The following is a 20,024-nucleotide window of genomic DNA, read 5'->3' as shown; positions in this document are numbered from 1 at the left end:
CGGGCTATACCCTTGTCGTCCCGTGACGTACGCGAACTCACCGTGATGATGGGGGACTTGATGCCGGGGCCGGGTAGCAGGGTGATCGCCGACGGGGACACCCCGGGCACCGGGGACCGCCGTTGAGGCAGTCCCAGGAGCAGACCGTGCAGGCGGTCAACGGTTTCGCCTACGGCTGTATCGGCGCGGACATCCATGTCTTCGGCGACGGCGTGCCGCTGTACGTCCTCCAGCAGTGGCGCCCCGAGGAGCGGCCGGACCCGTCCTGGCTCCTGGATCTGCCCAGCCGTATGTTGAACGCGCGCTACGAGGTCGTCGGCTTCACCGGGCGCGAGGACGCGCTGTCCGACCTTCGCCGCTGGCGCGACGGCGGGCCACGCCTCGCGATCCGGTGGCTGCACGCCCCGGGCGGCCAGGGCAAGAGCCGGCTGGCCGCGCGGTTCGCGCAGGAGTCGACGGCCGCCGACTGGACCGTGGCGACCGCCGCGCGCGGCCCCGGCGTCACCCACCCGCCACCGGGAAGCCAGGACCTGCGCACCGACACCCGCGCCGGTGTCCTGCTGGTGGTCGACTACGCCGACCGGTGGCCGCTGGCACATCTGACCTGGCTGCTCAGCAACGCGCTTCTGCACCGGGTCACCGACCAGGCGCGGGTGCTTCTGCTGGCCCGCGGCCGGGACGCCTGGCCGGCCGTCCGCGCCTCCGTCGCCGATCTGCGGGCCGATGTGTCGACGTACGCCTTGCCTCCCCTGAGCGACGAAGGCGGGGGCGGCGAGGGCGAGCGCCACGGCATGTTCGTCGCCGCGCGTGATGCCTTCGCGGACCTCTACGGCATGCCCGCGTACGACATCCGGCCGCCGGGCGAACTGAGCGGACCTGACTTCGGGCTGACCCTCGCGGTCCATCTGGCCGCGCTCGCGGCCGTGGACCGCCACGCCCACTCCGCGCCGGCGACCGTCGCACCGGACATGACCGGTCTGACCGCCTACCTGCTGGACAGGGAGCGCCGTCACTGGCGCACGTTGCACGACGCCGGGTCGCTCAGCTCCACCACTACGGAGATCTCCCGTGCGGCGTTCGTCGCGGCGCTCACCGGATCGCTCCCCTACCGGGAGGCGAAGGGGGCACTGGAGAAGGCCGGACTGGGTGCCGACGCGGACCGTCTGCTCACCGACCATGCGTACTGCTATCCGCCCGGCGCCTCCGACACCGTCCTGGAACCGCTCTACCCCGACCGCCTCGCCGAGGACTTTCTCGCGCTGTCCCTGCCGGGCCACGAGCTGGTCGACCACACCGCCGATCCCTGGGCCGCCGGCCTGCCCGAACTCCTGCTGCCCGTGCCGCCCACGGACGCGGACAGGGACGGGGACGCGGACGGCGCCGGCGCGTTGCCGTCCTACGCCCCCCGTACCCTCGCCTTCCTCACCGCCGCCAGCCACCGCTGGCCCCATGTGCTGCCCACTCTGAACGCCCTCGACGCGCGTCTGCCGGACGACATCGGTGAGAGCGACGAGCTCGCCACGGCGGCGGCCGACCTCACCGAACGCCTCGCCCCCAGTCGCCTGTCGGCCTTCGGCCATCCCGCTGAACACGCCTTGATCCACCTGAAGTTGGGGCGGCGGCTCAACCAGGCTCGCCGGTACGAAAAGGCCGCTCCCGCTTTCGCGGATGCGGTACGGCTGTTGCGGGGACTGGCCGCCTCGGACCCCCTGGACTTCGAATCCCTCTTCGCGGAGACGTCGTTCGAACTGGCCACGGCGCTGGCGACGGCGGAACTGGACACGCCGGCGACGCGGGACCCCTCCGCGCATCTCGCGGCCGACACGGCGCGGCTCGATCAGGCAGCGGTGGCGTTCCGGGAAGCCATCGACGTCTTCCGCCGGTTGGCGGCGGAGAACCCCACCGAACACCAGGAGAAGCTGGTGACGGCACTGTCGACGGCCGCCTTCCTCGTTCCGCGGCTGGGACCGTCCTACGCGACGGTGGATGCGGCGCTGGAGGCTGTCGGCCTGATGCGCCGGATGGCGGAGGCGGATCCCGGTGAATGGGCTCACGAGTTGCCCCACGTGCTGATGACCTCCGCGATGACCCTGACCGGACAGCACCCCGGGCAGGCGAGGGCGCTGGCCGACGAGGCCGTCGGCATCGCCCGGCGGCTGGCCACCGAATCTCCGGACGAACGTGTACCGGACCTGGTCTTCACGCTCTCCAGTCAGGGCGCGGTGCTGCTGCGGCTTGAGCGGGCCGAGGAAGCCCTCGACGTGCTCAGCGAGGCCGCCGAACTGAACCGCCGAAACCTGGAAGCGGGTGAGGACACGGATCCCTGGTTCGAGGTCGTGAACCGGGCGATCAGCCTCGTGTGGGTACAGGAGCGGGGCACCGGTACGGGCACGGGGCGCGGCGCGGCCGTGCGGATGCTGAGCCGCCTGGCGCACGGCGACACCTCCGGGCGCGCGTCGGCCCTGCTGAGGTCCCTGACAACTCTCCGGAACTCGCTCGACGCGCCGGACGGGGAGGACGCACTTAGCCTGACCCGCGACATCGTTCACCTCCTCAGAACGTCGGACGAGATCTCCTATGCGGGAGACGACGGCCGCCTCGGACGGTCCGCCATCAACTCCGAACTGATCGAGGGGAGCGTCCTGCTGGCGAAGGCGGGCCGGTGGGGCGAAGCCGTGGCCCATGTGAACGAGGCGGCGCGGGCGACCTTGGCCCACGGAACCGGGCCGCTCAACGCGAGTGTGGAGAGCGTGCTCACCATGGTGACCGCCGAACTGGCCGGACTCGATCCTTCCGTGGACGGCGATCCCTATGTCCTGATGGCCAACTTCCAGGCCGTGCGGTTCCTGGAACGGATCGCCGAGGCATATCGCCGTGTGATGCGGGATGATCCGCCCGCACATGAACTCGGCCTCGCCTTCACGACGAGAATCCTGTCCCAGTCACTGTGGGAGCTGGGACGACGACAGGAATCCGTGGACGCCGGCCAGGAGTCGGTCCGCGTCTGGCGCCGCTGCGCCGCCAGGAACGACGATGACAGTGCCGAACACCACTTCCAACTGGGCCTCGCCCTGCGCTACCTCGCGGCCAAGCTCACCGGCACCGGTCAGGCGGAGGAGGCCGCCACCGCCGCGCGAGAGGCCGCCATGCTCTGGCGCGCCCTGGCCGCCGAATCCCCGTCCCACTACCGAGGTGTCGCGACGGCGCTCTACCTGGTCGCCGGCAACCTGCGCCGACTCCGCCCGGCCGAGGCGTTGACCGCCGCCGGGGAGTCCGCCGCCCTTCTGGCGCGTTTCCCGTCCGACGACGCCGCCGAGCAGCGCCAGACCGTGGCGACCGTCAACGAACTCCTCGCCCTGATCAGGGCGGACCTGCGCGAGTAGCCCGGATACGGAGAACCGGCACTGCCCCGGCCCGTCAGATCACGTTCAGCGCCGCCGCGCCACCCACCCCGCCGAGCAGCATGAACACCGGCATCAGCACCTTCAGCTCCACCCAGCTCCCGGCCCTGAACCGGATCGCCTTCGGCGGCCCGATGGGATACCAGCGCTTGCGCCCCACCGGGATCGGCCACAGGATCGGGCAGCCCGACACCGTCAGCGAGTCACCGATGTCATGCACCAGCGCGCCCAGGACGATCGGCAGCCCCAGCCACAGATACTCCTGGCCGGGCGCCGTGAAAAGCCAGTCCGAGCCGTTGCCGGGCTTGTCCAGTACGCCGGCCAGGATCCACGCGCTCGTCGCGCCGAGCAGCCACACGAGCACGTCGCTGGACATCCGCGCCGCGCGCCACAGCAGCCCTTCGACGGCGAGCACCATATGGATGAACAGCAGCGCGAGCACCGCCCAGCGTCCGCCGAGGATCGCGATGGCGGAGGCGCCGCCGCCGATCATGACGGCCCAGAGCCAGGTGTGGGTGAGGGTGCGGTGGCCGCCGGTCCTGCGGGCGTCCGCCGGTTTCCTCGTCGCTTTGTAGACCGCGAACGACAGCTTGTCGACAATTCCGCAGACGGCTTTGGACACCGGTCCGAAGGCGCGCGAGATCGTCGCCGATTTGTGGTCCAGGTCGGGGGCGAGCGCCGCGCCCGCGCAGATCAGCGCGCCGACGACCAGCACCGGCCAGGGCATGGCGTGGTCGGCGGCTGCCGCCGCCGCTCCCACCCCCAGCCAGGCCGCCGCGCCCGACAGCGAGTGCGCCGGTCCCATCATGGTCGTCCCCGCATGGTCGATCCCCGCCCCGTCGTCGCTGTGGTGGTGCGTGCTGAGGGGCCCACCGCCGTTACGGCGAGGCCCAGTTGACAGGGCAGCGTATCGCCCGTGATCTTCGGCCGGTCGTCCGGTTCCCTCTTCGGGGCCCGAGGCAGGCAAGATGGGGGTGTGACCCTTATTGATCAGCTCCCGCCGGATGCCGACCCCGATGCGCTCTTCGAGTCCTTCTCGTCATGGGCCGAGGGCGAGGGGATCACGCTCTATCCGGCCCAGGAGGAGGCGCTGATCGAAGTGGTCTCCGGGGCGAATGTGATCGTGTCCACCCCCACCGGCTCCGGAAAGAGCCTGATCGCGGCGGGTGCGCACTTCACGGCGCTGGCCCAGGACAAGGTCACCTTCTACTCCGCGCCGATCAAGGCGCTGGTGTCGGAGAAGTTCTTCGATCTGTGCAAGCTGTTCGGTACGGAGAACGTCGGCATGCTGACGGGCGACGCGTCCGTGAACGCCGACGCGCCGGTCATCTGCTGTACGGCGGAGGTGCTGGCCTCGATCGCGCTGCGCGACGGCAAGCACGCCGACATCGGCCAGGTCGTGATGGACGAGTTCCACTTCTACGCGGAGCCGGACCGTGGCTGGGCGTGGCAGATCCCCATCCTGGAGCTGCCGCAGGCGCAGTTCATCCTGATGTCGGCGACGCTCGGCGACATGTCGCGGTTCGAGGAGGATCTGACCCGCCGCACCGGCCGGCCCACCTCCGTCGTCCGCTCGGCGACGCGCCCGGTGCCGCTGAGTTACGAGTACCGCCTCACCCCGATCACGGAGACGCTGACCGAGCTGCTGGAGACCCGTCAGGCGCCGGTCTACATCGTGCACTTCACCCAGGCGGCGGCCGTCGAGCGCGCGCAGTCGCTGATGAGCATCAACATGTGTACGCGCGAGGAGAAGGACAAGATCGCCGATCTGATCGGCAACTTCCGCTTCACCACCAAGTTCGGCCGCAATCTCTCCCGTTACGTTCGCCACGGCATCGGGGTGCACCACGCGGGGATGCTGCCGAAGTACCGCCGGCTGGTCGAAAAGCTGGCGCAGGCCGGTCTGTTGAAGGTGATCTGCGGTACGGACACGCTCGGCGTCGGCGTCAACGTCCCCATCCGTACGGTGCTGTTCACCGCCCTCACCAAATACGACGGCACGCGCGTACGCACGCTGCGCGCCCGTGAGTTCCACCAGATCGCGGGCCGCGCGGGCCGGGCCGGTTTCGACACGGCGGGCTTTGTCGTCGCGCAGGCGCCCGAGCATGTCGTGGAGAACGAGAAGGCGCTCGCCAAGGCGGGCGACGATCCGAAGAAGCGCCGCAAGGTGGTCCGCAAGAAGGCCCCCGAGGGCTTCGTCGCCTGGTCGGAGACGACGTTCGACAAGCTGATCGACTCCGATCCGGAGCCGTTGACCTCCCGCTTCCGGGTCACCCACACGATGCTGCTGTCGGTCATCGCCCGGCCGGGCAACGCCTTCGAGGCGATGCGCCATCTGCTGGAGGACAACCACGAGCCGCGCAAGCAGCAGTTGCGGCACATCCGGCGGGCGATCGCCATCTACCGGTCGCTGCTGGACGGCGGTGTGGTGGAGCGCCTGGAGACACCGGACGCCGAAGGCCGTATCGTCCGCCTCACCGTCGACCTCCAGCAGAACTTCGCACTCAACCAGCCGCTGTCGACCTTCGCACTGGCCGCGTTCGAACTGCTGGACCCGGGCTCGCCCTCGTACGCGCTGGACATGGTCTCCGTCGTGGAGTCGACGCTGGACGATCCCCGGCAGATCCTGGCCGCGCAGCAGAACAAGGCGCGTGGCGAGGCGATCGGCCAGATGAAAGCGGACGGTGTCGAGTACGAGGAGCGGATGGAACGGCTCCAGGAGTTCACGTATCCGAAGCCGCTCGAGGAGTTGCTGTGGCACGCGTACGAGGTCTATCGCACCAGCCATCCGTGGGTCGGCGACCACCCGGTGTCGCCGAAGTCCGTCATCCGTGACATGTTCGAGCGGGCCATGACCTTTACGGAGTTCACGTCCCACTACGAGCTGGCCCGCACCGAGGGCATCGTCCTGCGCTATCTCGCGAGCGCGTACAAGGCGTTCGAGCACACCATCCCCGACGACCTGAAGTCGGAGGATCTGGAGGACCTGATCGCCTGGCTCGGCGAGATGGTGCGGCAGGTCGACTCCAGCCTGCTGGACGAGTGGGAGCAGTTGGCCAACCCCGAGGTGGAGACGGCGGAGGAGGCGCGGGAGAAGGCCGACCAGGTCAAGCCCGTCACCGCCAACGGCCGCGCCTTCCGGGTCCTGGTACGCAACGCGATGTTCCGCAGGGTGGAGCTGGCGGCGCTCGACAAGATGTACGAACTGGGCGAACTGGACGCCGATTCGGGCTGGGACTCGGACGCCTGGGGCGAGGCGATGGACGGGTACTGGGACGAGTACGAGGAGCTGGGCACCGGCCCGGACGCGCGTGGCCCGAAGCTGCTGGGCATCGAGGAGGACCCGGACCACGGCCTGTGGCGGGTCCGGCAGACGTTCGCCGATCCGAACGGCGACCACGACTGGGGCATCAGCGCGGAGGTCGACCTCGCCGCGTCCGACGAGGAGGGCCGGGCCGTGGTCCGGGTCACCTCCGTGGGCCAACTGTCCGGCGTCTGACCGGTACGTGAGAATCCCGGTACGTGAGAATCGTGGAGAACGAGAACGATGACGAATCCCGCCGAGCGACTGGTCGATCTGCTCGATCTTGAGCGGATCGAGGTCAACATCTTCCGTGGCCGTAGTCCGCACGAGTCGCTGCAACGGGTGTTCGGCGGCCAGGTCGCCGGCCAGGCGCTGGTGGCGGCCGGACGTACTACGGAGGGCGACCGACCGGTCAACTCGCTGCACGCGTACTTCCTGCGCCCCGGAACGCCCGGCGTGCCGATCGTCTATCAGGTCGAACGGGTGCGGGACGGCCGGTCGTTCACCACCCGCCGGGTCACGGCGGTGCAGCAGGGCCGGACGATCTTCAATCTGACGGCGTCCTTCCACCACCCGGAGGAGGGCGGCATCGAGCACCAACTGCCGCCCCGGCTGGACTTCCCGGACCCCGAGTCGCTGCCCACGGTCGCCGACGAGGTCCGCGAGCATCTGGGCGCTCTGCCGGAGGCGTACGAGCGGATGGCGCGCCGCCAGCCGTTCGACATCCGCTACGCGGACCGACTGCGCTGGACGGCGCGGGAGATCGCGGACGCCGACCCGCGCAGCGCGGTGTGGATGCGCGCGGTGGGCCCGCTGGGCGACGACCCGTTGGTGCACACCTGCGCACTGACGTACGCGAGCGACATGACGTTGCTGGACGCGGTCCGAATCCCGGTCGAGCCGCTGTGGGGCCCGCGCGGGTACGACATGGCGTCGCTGGACCACGCGATGTGGTTCCACCGGCCGTTCCGCGCGGACGAGTGGTTCCTGTACGACCAGGAGTCACCGATCGCGACCGGCGGGCGGGGTCTGGCCCGGGGCCGTATCTACGACCGCTCGGGCCAACTACTCGTCTCGGTGGTCCAGGAGGGACTTTTCCGCAAGCTCGGCGGGTGAGGCGCCACAATGGACGCGTACGACGGGACCCACCGCACCAAGGAGATCTGATGACTCTGTACGACATCCCGCTGCGCACGCTGACCGGTGAGCCCACGTCTCTGGCCGCGTACAGAGGCCGCGCGGTGCTGGTGGTGAACGTGGCGTCGAAGTGCGGCCTCACCCCGCAGTACGAGGGCCTGGAGCGGCTTCAGCAGACGTACGGCGACCGTGGTCTGACGGTCGTGGGCGTGCCCTGCAACCAGTTCGCGGGCCAGGAGCCGGGCAGCGCCGAGGACATCGAGACGTTCTGCTCCACGACGTACGGGGTGAGCTTCCCGCTGCTGGAGAAGTCCGAGGTCAACGGCGAGAACCGGCATCCGCTGTACACGGAGCTGACCGCGCGGGCGGACGCGGACGGCGAGGCGGGCGACGTGCAGTGGAACTTCGAGAAGTTCCTGATCTCCCCCGCCGGCGAGGTCGTGGGCCGCGTCCGTCCCCGTACGGAGCCGGAGGCCCCGGAGGTCATCGCGGCGATCGAGGCCCAACTCCCGGCGTAGCGCGCACTGTTCGGATCCATGCTTCGCCCCGTCGCTGTGCGGCGGGGCGAAGTGCTGTTCAGGGCCGGTGCCGTCCATGATCGGAAACAGGACAGCCGTCAGGAGCGGTACGCCGGGGCGGGGGCGGCCAAGTTGATCAAGTGACTCCTCCGCCTTGCTCGCATATCGCACCAGGCTGGTCAAATAGCGGACACGACTGGACAGTACGCCGAAGCAAACTCACTCCGTCGTGTGGATTCCATGATCACTAGTGACTGTCCGTATTGGATCTAGTGCAATCAGCGACGAACTCCGTACGGTCGCAGAGGCATCAATGCCGTACATCTGGAGGATTCGCGTGACTCGTTTCCGTAAGCGCCTGGCACTGCTGGGCTCGACCGCCGTTCTCGCCGCGGGCACCGTCGTTCCCGCGCAACTCGCGGGCGCGGACCCGGCGGCCGCGGCGGCGGCGTACGAGTGGGCGGCCCTCGGCGACTCGTACACCGCCGGGGTCATTCCCGCCGCGGGCGAGGTCTTCGAGGTCCCCCGGGACGGCTGCGAGCGCACGGACCTGTCCTACCCGCAGGTCATCGACCGTGACCTCGGCTCGCTGATCGAACTGACCAACGTCAGTTGCGGTGCCGCCACGATCGAGGACATCACCTTCAACGCCCAGAACCCGATCGGCCGTCATCTGCCGCCGTTCTCCGAGGACCCGGACTACCCGTTTCCCCCGGTGCCTCCCCAGTCCGAGGCCGTGAATCCCGGCACGGACGTGGTCACCGTCGGCGTGGGCGGCAACACCCTCGGGTTCGCCGAGATGCTCCTCACCTGTCTGCAACTGGGCTCGGGCAGCGGCGGCGTGGACACACCGTGCCGGGACGACCTGGCCGACAACGTCCCCGACCGGCTGAACAAGGTGAGCAGCGACTACGACGAGATGCTCGAGACGCTCCAGGAGCGGGCGCCCCACGCCAAGATCGTGAGTGTCGGCTACCCCGCGGTCATCCCCCAGGACACCTCCAAGTGCCGGTACGACGACTGGGAGCAGTTCGCCTCGATCACCCGGGGCGACCTGGACTGGCTCCGCAAGGATGTCCTCGAACCCCTCAACAAGGTCATCGAGAAGTCGTCGGCCCGCCATGACGCGTCGTTCGTGAACCTGTACGACTCCTCCCGGAATCACAGCGTCTGCGACGCCGGCAAGTGGGTGGAGGGCATCTTCACCACGTTCCCCACTGAGGTGGCCTTCGTGCACCCCAACGCCAAGGGCCACAAGAACGCCGCCGACCACGTCGAGTCGGCGGTGCTGAACGCGGTGGGCGTCAACTGACCCGTACACCGCGCCCCTGACCGCCCACAGCGAACTGCCTCCGGCCCGGCGGCCGGAGGCAGTTCCGCACGCGCGTCAGCGGATCGGCATGCCCGACAGCGTGCGGGCGATGACCAGGCGCTGGATCTCGCTCGTGCCTTCGAAGATCGTGTAGATCGCGCTGTCGCGGTGCATCCGCTCCACCGGGTACTCCCGTGTGAAGCCGTTGCCGCCGAGGATCTGGACCGCCTGGGCGGTGACCTGCTTGGCCGTCTCGCTCGCGTACAGCTTCGACATGGAGCCCTCGGCGGCGGTGAAGGGCTTGCCCGTGGCCGCCATCCAGGAGGCGCGCCAGACCAGGAGGCGGGCCGCGTCGATGCGGGTGCGCATGTCGACGAGCTGGAAGGCGATGCCCTGGTTGTCGATGATGGGGCGGCCGAACTGGCTGCGGGTCCTGGCGTAGTCGAGCGCCACCTCGTACGCGGCGCGCGCCGTGCCCACGGCCATGGCGCCCACGGCGGGCCGCGACGCCTCGAAGGTGGCCATGGCCGCGTTCTTCACCCGCTCACCGCCCGTGCCCGTGCCCGCCCTGCTCGCCTTCGCCTCGCGGGCGCGGGCCAGCCGCTCGTCCAGCTTCTCCTTGCCGCCGAGCAGACAGTGGCCGGGGACGCGGACATCCTCCAGCACCACTTCGGCGGTGTGCGAGGCGCGGATGCCGTGCTTCTTGAACTTCTGGCCCTGGGACAGTCCGGGCGTGGCCGGCGGGACGATGAAGGAGGCGTGTCCCTTGGACCCGGCGTCGGGGTCCACGACGGCGACCACGACGTGCACGTTGGCGATGCCGCCGTTGGTCGCCCAGGTCTTGGTGCCGTTCAGCACCCACTCGTCCTTCGCCTCGTCGTACACCGCGCGGGTGCGCATCGCGGCGACGTCCGATCCGGCGTCGGGTTCGGACGAGCAGAACGCGGCGACCTTCACATCGTCCACGTCGCCGTACATCTGCGGGATCCAGGTGCCGATCTGCTCGTCGGTGCCGTTGGCGAGGACGCCCACGGCGGCGAGTCCGGTGCCGACGATGGACAGGCCGATGCCCGCGTCGCCCCAGAACAGCTCCTCCATCACCATGGGAATGGCCAGGCCCGTGGGGTCGAAGTACTGCTGTGCGTAGAAGTCCAGGGAATAGACACCGACCTTGGCGGCTTCCTGGATGACGGGCCAGGGAGTCTCCTCGCGCTCGTCCCACTCGGCGGCGGCCGGGCGGATGACGTCGGCCGCGAACCCGTGGAGCCAGTCGCGCACCTGCTTCTGGTCGTCGTTGAGTTCGAACGTGAACTCGGCCATCGTCTGCCTCCAGCACTACTGTTACTTACGGTAACAACAGTCTGTTACCGGCAAGTAGAGGATGTCAACCTGCGGCGGGCTGATCCGCGTCGACGGCGGGCAGGGTGTTACGTTGCCGTGGCGTCACGGAATCGCTCGGGCGGGGAGACACCCATGGGGACCACACAGCAGGCCGACCAGCACCGCTCGGCCCATCAGCGGCGCCGTCAACTCCTGGAGGCCGCCGACCGGGTCGTCCTGCGTGACGGGCCGAAAGCCTCCATGAACGCCATCGCGGCCGAGGCCGGTATCACCAAGCCGATCCTCTACCGCCACTTCGGTGACAAGGGCGGGCTCTACCGCGCCCTGGCGAAGCGTCATACGGACGCACTGCTCAGCGCGTTGAAGGCGGCGCTCGACGCGCCGGCCGACCGTCGCGCGCGGGTGGAGGCCACGCTCGACACGTATCTCGCGGCGATCGAGGCGCGCCCCCAGGTGTACCGGTTCCTGATGCACCCCGCGGACAGCACCGCCGACGCCCAACTCCCGGAGCAGGGCTTCGACGTGGGCCGCCACTCGGCGCCGCTGCTGCGCCGTCTCGGCGAGGAGCTGGCCATCGTCATCGAGGAGCGGGTCGACCTCGGTCCCGACAGCGCGCGACTGGCCCGTGTCTGGGGCCATGGGATCGTCGGCATGATGCACGCGGCCGGTGACTGGTGGCTCGGTGAACGCCCTTGCTCACGCACCGAGTTGGTGAGCAGCCTGGCCGATCTGCTGTGGGGCAGGCTGTCCCTGGTGGCCGATCGGGCGGGCAGCCCGGGGCTCTGAGGTACGACGGCACGAGAGCCCCGGCGACCCCCCGCACCCGCCGCGCTCAACTCCACGACGCGCGGCGCGCCGCCCGTAGCACCTTGGCCTTGCGCCAGCCCGTCAGCCGGTCCGGATAGACCAGCCCCTCCAGATGGTCGCACTCGTGCTGGAGACAGCGCGCGAAGAATCCGGTGCCGGCGATCCGTACGGGCGCGCCGTCCACCGTCACGCCCTCCACCACGGCGTGGTCATCCCGCTCCGTCCCCGCCTCGAGGCCCGGCAGCGAGAGACAGCCCTCGGCACCCCGTACGGTGACGCCGTCCGCCTCCACCAGACGGGGGTTGACGACGTGTCCGAGATGGCGGACGTCGTCGTCGTCGGGGCAGTCGTACACGAACACCCGTAGCGGCACGCCGATCTGGTTCGCCGCGAGACCGACCCCGTTCGCCCGGTACATCGTCGCGAACAGGTCGTCCACCAGTCGCGCGAGTGGTGGCCCGAAGTCGGTGACCGGTCCGCAGGCGGTGTGCAGGGTGCGGTCGCCGAGCAGTCGCAGAGGACGGACACGCCCGGTACTACCGGGAATTGGCCGGTTTCTCATGATCTCGACACTCCTCCCGGCCCGCCATGGAGTTCGATCGTCGCCATCGCGCCAGCCTACGTCGGACCAGGGGCGCCGTTCATACGGATCACGTTTACCGGAACGTGATGCGCTACATGTCTGGTTTTCATCGGCCACCTATGCCTAAAGTTGCGCCACCGAATTAGTCTCAGAGTGAGAGGAATTGTGGCAACTACCTCGCTCCCCCGCACCTCCAACCGCAGCGCCGTGATCGCGGCCCTGCTCTCCGGCGCGGACATGGACCGTCAGCGGCTCATCGCGGACACCGGCCTGAGCCGGGCCACGGTGTTTCGCATCGTGGACGACCTGATGGCCGAATCCCTCGCGCTGGAGGGCTCCCGGATGCTGCGGGAAGGCCCCGGCAGACAGTCGACGTCCGTGAGTTTCAACCACCGCTCCGCTCTCGTCTGCGGAGTCGACCTCGGTGGCACCAACTGCCGGGTCGTGGTGGCGGACGCGCTGGGCCGCGCCGTCATCAGGAGCCGGGACATCACACCGCGCGACGCGACGGCGGACGAACTCGCCGCCTGGGTCGCCGACAAGGTCACCGGCCTGGTCTCCCGGCACGGCGACGGCGTCCCCCTGCACACCGTCACAATCGGCCTGCCCGGTGTCGTCACCGGCGACGGGCGCTCCGTCGTGGCGTCGCACAATCTCGGCCAGATCAAGGGCACCGAATTCATCGAGAAGGTCTCCGGCCTGCTGGGCGTGGAGACCGTGGTCGGCAACGACTCCAATCTCGCCCTGCGGGGCGAACTCCAGTACGGCTCACTGCCGGACCGGGAGACCGCCGTGCTGCTCGCCATGGGCACCGGCCTCGGTTCCGCCGTCTCCATGGACGGACAGGTCCTGCTCGGCAGGACGGGTCTGCTCGGCGAGTTCGGCCGGCTTCCGCTGCCCGGCCGCGACGAACGGCTGCGCGATCTGCTGTCCGGTGCCGACCTGGTGGCGTACGCACGCGGCCGGGGGGTCCAGGTGCCGACGGCGCGCGCGCTGTTCGCGGACCCGCAGACGTACGCGCCGGTGCTGGCCGAGGTGCACGGCGCCCTCGCCCATCTCGTCACGGTGGTCGCGCTCGCGTACGAGCCCAGCACCGTGGTCCTGACCGGCGGCTTCTCGGAGTCGTTCGGCACCGCGCGACTGAGCGCCATCAGCGATCAGGTCGCCGACACGGTCGGCGTCCGCAGTGTGGTGCGCCGCTCCGACCTCGGCGATTCGGCGGGCCTCCTCGGGTCGATGGCGACCTCGCTCGGCCGGCTCTACGACTCACTCGGTGTCAGCGCGGACGACGCCGCCTCGGTGGCCGTCGACCGCGATCTGATACTCCGCCGCCTCGCGGACTGTCCCACGGCCGACACGGCCGACACGGCCCCTACGGCCCCCACGGCCGCCCCCGGCACCAGCCATGACCACGACACGACTCCCCACACCAGGCACGACGAGCAGATGGCAGAAGGGTGACAACGATGAACAGATCACGGACCCGGTGCGCACTCGCGGCGCTTCCGGTTCTCGCGCTCACGCTGACCGCGTGCGGCGGTGGCGGGGTGGCGAAGTCCGACTCCGACAACAAGCTGACGATCTGGATGATGACCGGCGGTCCCGGCGACAACCCGCTGATCAAGGAGGCGACCGCCCAGTTCGAGAAGGACCACCCGGACATCGACGTCGACATCCAGATCCAGCAGTGGGACGGCGTGTCGACCAAGATCACCACGGCGCTGGCCAGCGGCAACCCGCCGGACATCGTCGAGATGGGCAACACCCAGACCCCGTTGCAGACCTACTCCGGCGGTCTCGCCGATCTCACAGGGAGCAAGAAGTCCTTCGAGGGTTCCGAGGGCTGGCTCACCGGCCTCTCCGGTCCCTCCGAGTACGACGGCAAGCTCTACGCCGTCCCGCTCTACGGCGGCACCAAGGTCGTCATGTACAACAAGAAGATGTTCGCTGACGCGGGCATCACCACACCCCCGAAGACCCTCGCCGAACTCCAGAAGCAGTGCGGCACGCTCGCCGACGCCAACTCCGGCACGGCCAATTTCTCCGGCTTCTACGTGCCGGGCCAGTACTGGTTCAAGGGCATGCCCTTCCTCTTCGGCAAGGGCGGCAAGATCGCCACGCAGAAGGACGGCAAGTGGCAGGCCGAGATGTCGTCCCCGGCCAACCAGGCCGGTCTCAAGGCATGGCAGACCTTCCAGAACACCTGCTCCACCCCGTCGTCCGTCGGCGTCAACACCGACAGCCCCGACCAGGACCAGTTGTTCGCCGACGGCAAGGCGGCCATGGCGTACGTCAAGGCGTGGGAGCCGGCGGCCGTCATCGAGAAGAACCCGAAGATGAAGGACAACATCGGCTTCTTCGCGATGCCCGGCTACACCGCCGACACCACGATGCCCGTGATCGTCTCCGGCTCGACCATCGGTATCGCCGCGGGCAGCCCCGACCGGGAGGCGGCCGAGGACTGGCTGCGGGTCGTCACCGGAGAGAAGTTCCAGCAGCGGATGGCCACCGAGCTGAACCTGCTGCCGATATCTCCGGCCTTCACCCCGGCGGGCGTGCCCGAGCAACTGACCATCGCCTCGCAGGCCAGCAAGGTGAGCCAGCCGCTGCCCAACAGCCCCGGCGAAGCGACGCTGGAGACCGAGCGCTACAACGAGCAGTTCTTCTCGAAGATCGCGAGCGGTGCGGACATCGCCTCGGCGTCGGCCGAGTACGACAAGCACGCGACGGACGCCTTCAACTCGCTGACCGACTGACACCCCTGGACGCCTGATGGCACTCATTGACAAGCACCGTCCGGTGCGCGCACCGGACCGGGACCGCCGTAAGGGGCCACCCGACGCGCGCCGCCGGGCGCGGCGGTCCCGGATGCTGCCCTGGGCGATGATCGCCCCGGCCCTCGCCGCGCTCCTGCTGATCCAGGGTTATCCCCTGCTTCGGCTGCTGACCCTGTCGACGCAGGAGTTCGGCCCCCGGTCGCTGTTCACCGGGCAGTCGGACTTCATCGGACTGGACAACTTCACCCGGATCTTCTCGGACGCCGACTTCCTGGCCGTCCTGCTGCGGACCCTGGTGTTCACGCTGGTGTGCGTGACGCTGCTGATGGTGCTGGGATTCCTCATCTCGCATCTGCTGATGGGTGTCTCGCCCTGGGCCCGCGTCGTGCTCACCGTGTGCCTGGTGCTGGTGTGGGCGATGCCCATGGTGGCGGCGACGCTGGTCTGGCAGTGGATGTTCCAGCCGCAGTACGGCGTCTCCAACTGGCTGCTCACCCAACTGCGGGTGTTCGGCGACATGTCCGCGTACGACTGGTTCTCCCATCCCACCCAGGCGCTCGGCCTGATCATCCTGCTGACGGTCTGGAAGGGACTGCCGTTCGTGGCGCTGACCCTGTTCGCCGCGCGCGGGCAGATATCCGAGTCGCTGTACGAGGCGGCCCGCCTCGACGGCGCGGGGACGCTCCAGATGTTCCGCCACATCACCATCCCGATCATGCGGCCCGTCCTGGCGATCCTCACCATCCTCGAAGTGATCTGGTCGGTGAACTCGTTCACCCCGATCTGGGTTCTGACACAGGGCGGTCCGGACGGGGCGACCACCACACTCGGCGTGTACGCGTACATCACCGCGTTCAGCCGTAACGAGTACGGGAGCGGCGCGTCGGTCGCGGTGGTGACCGTGGTGATCCTCGCCCTGTTCTCCGTCGCCTACGTCCGCAGGCTGTCCCGGCAGGGAGATGTCGTATGAGCGCCCCGACCACACCCTCGCCGCTGCGGCGCACACCCGCGCGCCGCCGGCGCACCGTCAACAACGTCATCGCGATGGCGGTCTCCGCCGTGATGGTGTTCCCCGTCTACTGGATGGTGGCCACCGCGCTCAAGCAGCGCTCCGACATCCTCAGCGCCGTACCGCAGTTCGTCCCCTGGCCGATCAGCCTGGAGAACTTCACCCGCGCGCTGGACAAGGCCGGCTTCTGGACGTTCGTGCGCAACTCCCTGACGGTGACTGTCTCCTCGGTCGTCCTGTCGCTGATCATCTCGCTGTTCGCGGCGATCGCGATCGCGCGGTTCCGGTTCGCCGGCCGCAAGGCGGTGCTGATCATCCTGGTGCTGGTGCAGATGGTCCCGGCGGCGGCCATGGTCATCCCGGTGTATCTGATGCTGCGGTCCGTCGGCGGTCTGGACTTCCTGCCGGGTCTGGTCTTCACGTACATGACCTTCGTGCTGCCGTTCACGATCTGGACGCTGCGCGGGTTCGTGGACGGTGTTCCCGTCGAGCTGGAGGAGGCCGCGCTGGTCGACGGGTGCGGGCGGTTCCAGATGTATGTACGGGTGCTGCTGCCCCTGTTGATGCCCGGCATCGTGGCGACATCGATCTTCGCCTTCGTCAACGCGTGGGACGACTACATCTTCGCCTACGTGATCATGAAATCGCATGACAACTACACGCTGCCGGTCTGGCTCGTGTCGTTCAAGACGTCGGAGAGCGTGGACTACGGCGCGATGATCGCGGCCTCCACCATCTTCTCCATCCCCGTACTCGTCTTCTTCCTGCTGGTGCAGCGCCGTCTTGTGGGCGGCATGACCAGCGGCGCGGTCAAGGGCTGACCGGGCTGACCGGCCCGCCGACGACCACCGCACGACGACCAATCGCAAGGTGAGGAATCGAATCATGACCGAGCTGTCCCGGCTCGCCCACGGCGTGCTGTTCCCCGCGCTCGGACGCAGGACCGTCCCCAAGTGGGCGCGCGCCCGGGTCGCCGACGGGCTCGGCGGCTTCGTCCTGTTCGGCAAGGACATCGCCTCCGCCGAGCAGGTACGGGAGCTGACCACGGCCCTGCACGGTCTGCGCGACCATGTGCTGCTCTCCGTCGACGAGGAGGGCGGTGACGTCAACCGGCTGGAGGAGTACGGCGGTACGTCCGTACCGGGCAATCACGCCCTCGGCCGCCTGGACGATCCCGGGCGGACCCGCGAGGCCGCGTACCAGATCGGCCTCTCGCTGGTGGAGGCCGGCATCGACTGGGATCTGGCGCCCGCCGTCGACGCAGCCGTCAACCCCCTGTCCCCCAACGGCATCCGCACCTTCGGAGCCGACCGCGCGCTGGTCGCCAAGCACGCGGCGGCCTGGGTCGAGGGACTTCAGGCCGCCGGGGTTAGCGCCTGCGCCAAGCACTTCCCCGGCCACGGCCTCAGCTCCACCGACGCGCACCTCGGCACGCCCACCGTGGACCTGTCGCGGCAGGAGCTGGTGGAGCACTACCTCGACCCGTTCCGCGCGGCGATCGCCGCCGGCGTCGACAGCATCATGGTGTCGCACGTCCACCTGAGCCAGTTGGACGACGTACCCGCCACCATCAGCCCCGCCGTACTCACCGGGCTGCTCCGCGACGAGCTGGGCTTCGACGGCGTCGTCATCACCGACGCGCTGGAGATGCGCGGCATCGCCGACGTGGCGAGCCTGCCCGAGGCGGCGGTGCGGGCGATCGCGGCCGGCGCGGACGCGCTGTGCCTGGGCGCGTGGGCGTTCGGGGACGACGTGGACGCGGCTGCCGCCGCGCTGGTGGCCGCCGTGACGGACGGCACCCTGCCCGAGGCGCGGCTGCGCGAGGCGAACGCCCGTCTCGCCAAGCTCGGCACCCGGCCGCGCGCCACCGGTGTCCCGCACGACGACAGCGTCGGCGTACGACTGGCCCGCGACGTCCTTCAGGTGAGCGGCGACGCGGTGCTCAAGGGGCGCCGCGCCCTGGTCGTACGGCTCGACCCGACGCATTCCCCCGCGCAGGGCGGCGCCTCCTGGGGCGTGGAGGCGCCGCTGCGCGCGGCGGGCATCGAGGTGGAAGCGCTCGCGGTGGCGGGCGACACGTACAACGCCGAGGGCATGATCAAGGCCGAAGTCGGGCTGTATCTGGACGAGTTCGGGCCGGACGCCGATGTGGTGCTGCTGGTGCGGAGCTCGCACCGGTTCCCCTGGCAGCGGCCGGTCCTGGACGAGCTGCTGGAGCGGTATCCCGGTTGTGTGGTGGTCGACATGGGGGTGCCCGGCGACGACTTCGGCGGCTTCCGGGGCTGGGTGCGTACGTTCGGCGCCTCGCGGGTCTGCGCGCGGGCCGCGGTGGACGCGCTGCTGGGCACGCGGTGAACGCGGGCCGTCCGGCGCCGAAGCCGCCGCCGGGGCCGGAACGGCTGTTCACCGGCGGCCGGTTCGCGACGCCGGACGGCGGTGTCATGGACGGCTGGCTGCTCGTACGCGACGGCCGTATCCACTCGCTGGGTACGGGCGTCCCGCCGGGCGGGCCGGCGATCGTGGTGCCACTGGACGGGCGGCTCGTCGTGCCGGGGTTCGTGGATCCGCACTGCCACGGCGGGGCCGGCCACTCGGTCTACACAGGCGACCCCGCCGCCGTACGGGGGGCGGCGGCGGGGCATCTCGCACGGGGTACGACAACGATGCTGGCGTCCGTCGCGACGGTCGAGCCGGCCGCGATGGAGGCGGCCGTACGTACCGTCGCGTCGGTCATCGACGACGGGTCCGCACCCAATCTGGTGGGCATCCACTTCGAGGGGCCGTTCCTGTCACCCGCGCGGCGCGGCGCGCAGACCCGCGGTGCGCTGCGCGACCCCGACCCGGACCTGCTGGCGCGGCTCATCGACGCGGCGGGCGGGCACGCGGTGTCGATGACCGTGGCACCGGAACTGCCGGGCGCGCGGGAGCTGATCCGGCGGTACGCGGACGAACTGGTCTGCTGCCTGGGCCATACCGACGCGAACGCCGCCCAGTTCGCGCGGGCCGCCGATCTCGGCGCCCGCGCGGTGACGCATCTGTTCAACGCGATGCCGCCGCTGCATCACCGGGAGCCGGGCCCGGTCGCCGCCGCGCTGCTCGACCCGCGCCTGATCTGCGAACTGGTCCTGGACGGGCATCACTTGGCCGACGACACCGTACGGCTGGCCCACCGCGTCGCGGGCCCCGGCCGGCTGACGCTGGTGAGCGACGCGATGCCGGCGGCGGGCATGCCTGACGGGGACTACGCCTTCGCGGACCGCGAGGTGACCGTCACGGACGGGGTGGCCACCCTGCGCGGCACCGACACGCTCGCCGGATCGACGCTGTTCGTGGCGGAGGCGTTCCGCCGGGCCGTGTCCACGGTGGGCATCCCGCTCCCCGACGCCGTACGGATGACATCCGGCACGGCGGCCGGTCTGCTCGGCCTGCGCGACCGGGGCGAGCTGCGCCCCGGACTGCGCGCGGACCTGGTCGAGCTGGACCCGGCCCTGCGCCCGGCCCAAGTGTGGCTGGGCGGCGCGGCGGTGGGGTGAGCGGCCGGATCCGGCGGGCATGTGAAGGACCGTCGGGGGCCGCGTGGTGGTGGTGTGCGGGGCGGGGGCGTGCGGTGGGGGCGGGCAACGTGGGCCGGCGCGGCGACCGGAGCGGCGGGGCCGGTCGCGTACAACCGGCACCAAAGCCCCGTACCTTCGAAAAACAGCCCGCTCCGCGGCGGGGAAACCACCCCTCGGCGCCCGTCGGCTCCGCGCCCCGCGTCGGCGTTCAGGCGTACGTGTGACAACGATCGGCCCCTTCTCCGGTGCCGTGGTTCGGGCCCGTGCACGTATCTCGATAG

The 20,024-nt window shown here is 69.9% G+C and carries 15 protein-coding genes; 12 read left to right on the top strand and 3 right to left on the bottom strand.

The features are described 5' to 3' along the window. Window positions 1-122: 122 nt before the first annotated feature. Entirely contained in the window at window positions 123-3,383 is a 3,261-nt protein-coding gene (locus OG329_RS36905; protein ID WP_405801063.1) for a hypothetical protein, read from the top strand. 34 nt (window positions 3,384-3,417) lie between these two features. On the opposite strand, the gene OG329_RS36900 is transcribed toward OG329_RS36905, so the two are convergent. Next, entirely contained in the window at window positions 3,418-4,209 is a 792-nt protein-coding gene (locus tag OG329_RS36900) for a metal-dependent hydrolase (RefSeq protein ID WP_405801062.1), read from the bottom strand. Between the two features lie 168 nt (window positions 4,210-4,377). Here OG329_RS36900 and OG329_RS36895 point away from each other — a divergent pair, with 168 nt between their 5' ends. From OG329_RS36895 to OG329_RS36880, 4 genes are all read left to right on the top strand, one after another. Then, a complete protein-coding gene (locus tag OG329_RS36895) occupies window positions 4,378-6,900 on the top strand; it encodes a DEAD/DEAH box helicase (RefSeq protein ID WP_405801060.1) in 2,523 nt (840 codons plus the stop codon). Window positions 6,901-6,948: 48 nt separating this feature from the next. Then, entirely contained in the window at window positions 6,949-7,821 is an 873-nt protein-coding gene (locus OG329_RS36890; RefSeq protein ID WP_405801059.1) for an acyl-CoA thioesterase, read from the top strand. A 50-nt stretch (window positions 7,822-7,871) separates the two neighbouring features. Further along, complete coding sequence (locus tag OG329_RS36885) at window positions 7,872-8,360, top strand: glutathione peroxidase (protein WP_405801058.1); 489 nt, start codon at window positions 7,872-7,874, stop codon at window positions 8,358-8,360. Window positions 8,361-8,697: 337 nt separating this feature from the next. Continuing rightward, window positions 8,698-9,672 (top strand): SGNH/GDSL hydrolase family protein, encoded by a 975-nt coding sequence (locus tag OG329_RS36880; protein ID WP_405801057.1) that lies wholly within the window; start codon window positions 8,698-8,700, stop codon window positions 9,670-9,672. A 75-nt stretch (window positions 9,673-9,747) separates the two neighbouring features. Here the strand turns inward: OG329_RS36880 and OG329_RS36875 are convergent, their stop codons facing one another. Then, window positions 9,748-10,992: an acyl-CoA dehydrogenase family protein gene (locus OG329_RS36875; protein WP_405801055.1), complete on the bottom strand. Its 1,245-nt coding sequence runs from the start codon at window positions 10,990-10,992 to the stop codon at window positions 9,748-9,750. A 153-nt stretch (window positions 10,993-11,145) separates the two neighbouring features. Here OG329_RS36875 and OG329_RS36870 point away from each other — a divergent pair, with 153 nt between their 5' ends. Continuing rightward, a complete protein-coding gene (locus OG329_RS36870; RefSeq protein WP_405801054.1) occupies window positions 11,146-11,799 on the top strand; it encodes a TetR family transcriptional regulator in 654 nt (217 codons plus the stop codon). Between the two features lie 46 nt (window positions 11,800-11,845). Here OG329_RS36870 and def read toward each other — a convergent pair whose 3' ends face one another. Continuing rightward, the gene (gene def, locus OG329_RS36865; protein ID WP_405801052.1) at window positions 11,846-12,382 is read right to left on the bottom strand and encodes a peptide deformylase; all 537 of its coding nucleotides are present in this window, start codon (window positions 12,380-12,382) and stop codon (window positions 11,846-11,848) included. Between the two features lie 186 nt (window positions 12,383-12,568). On the opposite strand from def, the gene OG329_RS36860 reads away from it, so the two are divergent. The 6 genes from OG329_RS36860 (at window position 12,569) to nagA (ending at window position 19,722) form a co-directional block, all read left to right on the top strand. After that, on the top strand, window positions 12,569-13,864 hold the full coding sequence (locus tag OG329_RS36860) for an ROK family protein (protein WP_405801050.1): 1,296 nt from the start codon (window positions 12,569-12,571) through the stop codon (window positions 13,862-13,864). A 5-nt stretch (window positions 13,865-13,869) separates the two neighbouring features. After that, complete coding sequence (locus tag OG329_RS36855) at window positions 13,870-15,159, top strand: extracellular solute-binding protein (protein WP_405801049.1); 1,290 nt, start codon at window positions 13,870-13,872, stop codon at window positions 15,157-15,159. A 16-nt stretch (window positions 15,160-15,175) separates the two neighbouring features. Beyond that, complete coding sequence (locus OG329_RS36850) at window positions 15,176-16,150, top strand: carbohydrate ABC transporter permease (RefSeq protein ID WP_405801048.1); 975 nt, start codon at window positions 15,176-15,178, stop codon at window positions 16,148-16,150. Next, window positions 16,147-17,010, top strand: a complete 864-nt coding sequence (locus OG329_RS36845; RefSeq protein WP_405801047.1) for a carbohydrate ABC transporter permease — start codon at window positions 16,147-16,149, stop codon at window positions 17,008-17,010. The genes OG329_RS36850 and OG329_RS36845 overlap by 4 nt, the downstream gene beginning before the upstream one ends. Window positions 17,011-17,074: 64 nt before the next feature. Next, on the top strand, window positions 17,075-18,544 hold the full coding sequence (locus OG329_RS36840) for a glycoside hydrolase family 3 N-terminal domain-containing protein (protein WP_405801046.1): 1,470 nt from the start codon (window positions 17,075-17,077) through the stop codon (window positions 18,542-18,544). Next, window positions 18,541-19,722 carry an N-acetylglucosamine-6-phosphate deacetylase gene (nagA, locus tag OG329_RS36835; RefSeq protein WP_405801045.1) on the top strand — a complete coding sequence of 394 codons (1,182 nt, stop codon included), beginning with the start codon at window positions 18,541-18,543 and terminating at the stop codon, window positions 19,720-19,722. Before OG329_RS36840 ends, nagA begins: the two co-directional genes overlap by 4 nt. Window positions 19,723-20,024: the final 302 nt, after the last annotated feature.

It is taken from the genome of Streptomyces sp. NBC_01506, from assembly GCF_045040295.1.
GTDB lineage: Bacteria > Actinomycetota > Actinomycetes > Streptomycetales > Streptomycetaceae > Streptomyces.
This window is presented reverse-complemented; position numbering and strand designations above follow the sequence as displayed.

Excerpts from the sequence above, each read along its gene's own strand:
- def (WP_405801052.1), bottom strand. The coding sequence starts at position 12,382 with ATGAGAAACCGGCCAATTCCCGGTAGTACCGGGCGTGTCCGTCCTCTG.
- OG329_RS36890 (WP_405801059.1), top strand. The coding sequence starts at position 6,949 with ATGACGAATCCCGCCGAGCGACTGGTCGATCTGCTCGATCTTGAGCGG.
- OG329_RS36850 (WP_405801048.1), top strand. The coding sequence starts at position 15,176 with ATGGCACTCATTGACAAGCACCGTCCGGTGCGCGCACCGGACCGGGAC.
- OG329_RS36900 (WP_405801062.1), bottom strand. The coding sequence starts at position 4,209 with ATGATGGGACCGGCGCACTCGCTGTCGGGCGCGGCGGCCTGGCTGGGG.
- OG329_RS36875 (WP_405801055.1), bottom strand. The coding sequence starts at position 10,992 with ATGGCCGAGTTCACGTTCGAACTCAACGACGACCAGAAGCAGGTGCGC.
- OG329_RS36885 (WP_405801058.1), top strand. The coding sequence starts at position 7,872 with ATGACTCTGTACGACATCCCGCTGCGCACGCTGACCGGTGAGCCCACG.
- OG329_RS36840 (WP_405801046.1), top strand. The coding sequence starts at position 17,075 with ATGACCGAGCTGTCCCGGCTCGCCCACGGCGTGCTGTTCCCCGCGCTC.
- OG329_RS36845 (WP_405801047.1), top strand. The coding sequence starts at position 16,147 with ATGAGCGCCCCGACCACACCCTCGCCGCTGCGGCGCACACCCGCGCGC.
- OG329_RS36870 (WP_405801054.1), top strand. The coding sequence starts at position 11,146 with ATGGGGACCACACAGCAGGCCGACCAGCACCGCTCGGCCCATCAGCGG.
- OG329_RS36855 (WP_405801049.1), top strand. The coding sequence starts at position 13,870 with ATGAACAGATCACGGACCCGGTGCGCACTCGCGGCGCTTCCGGTTCTC.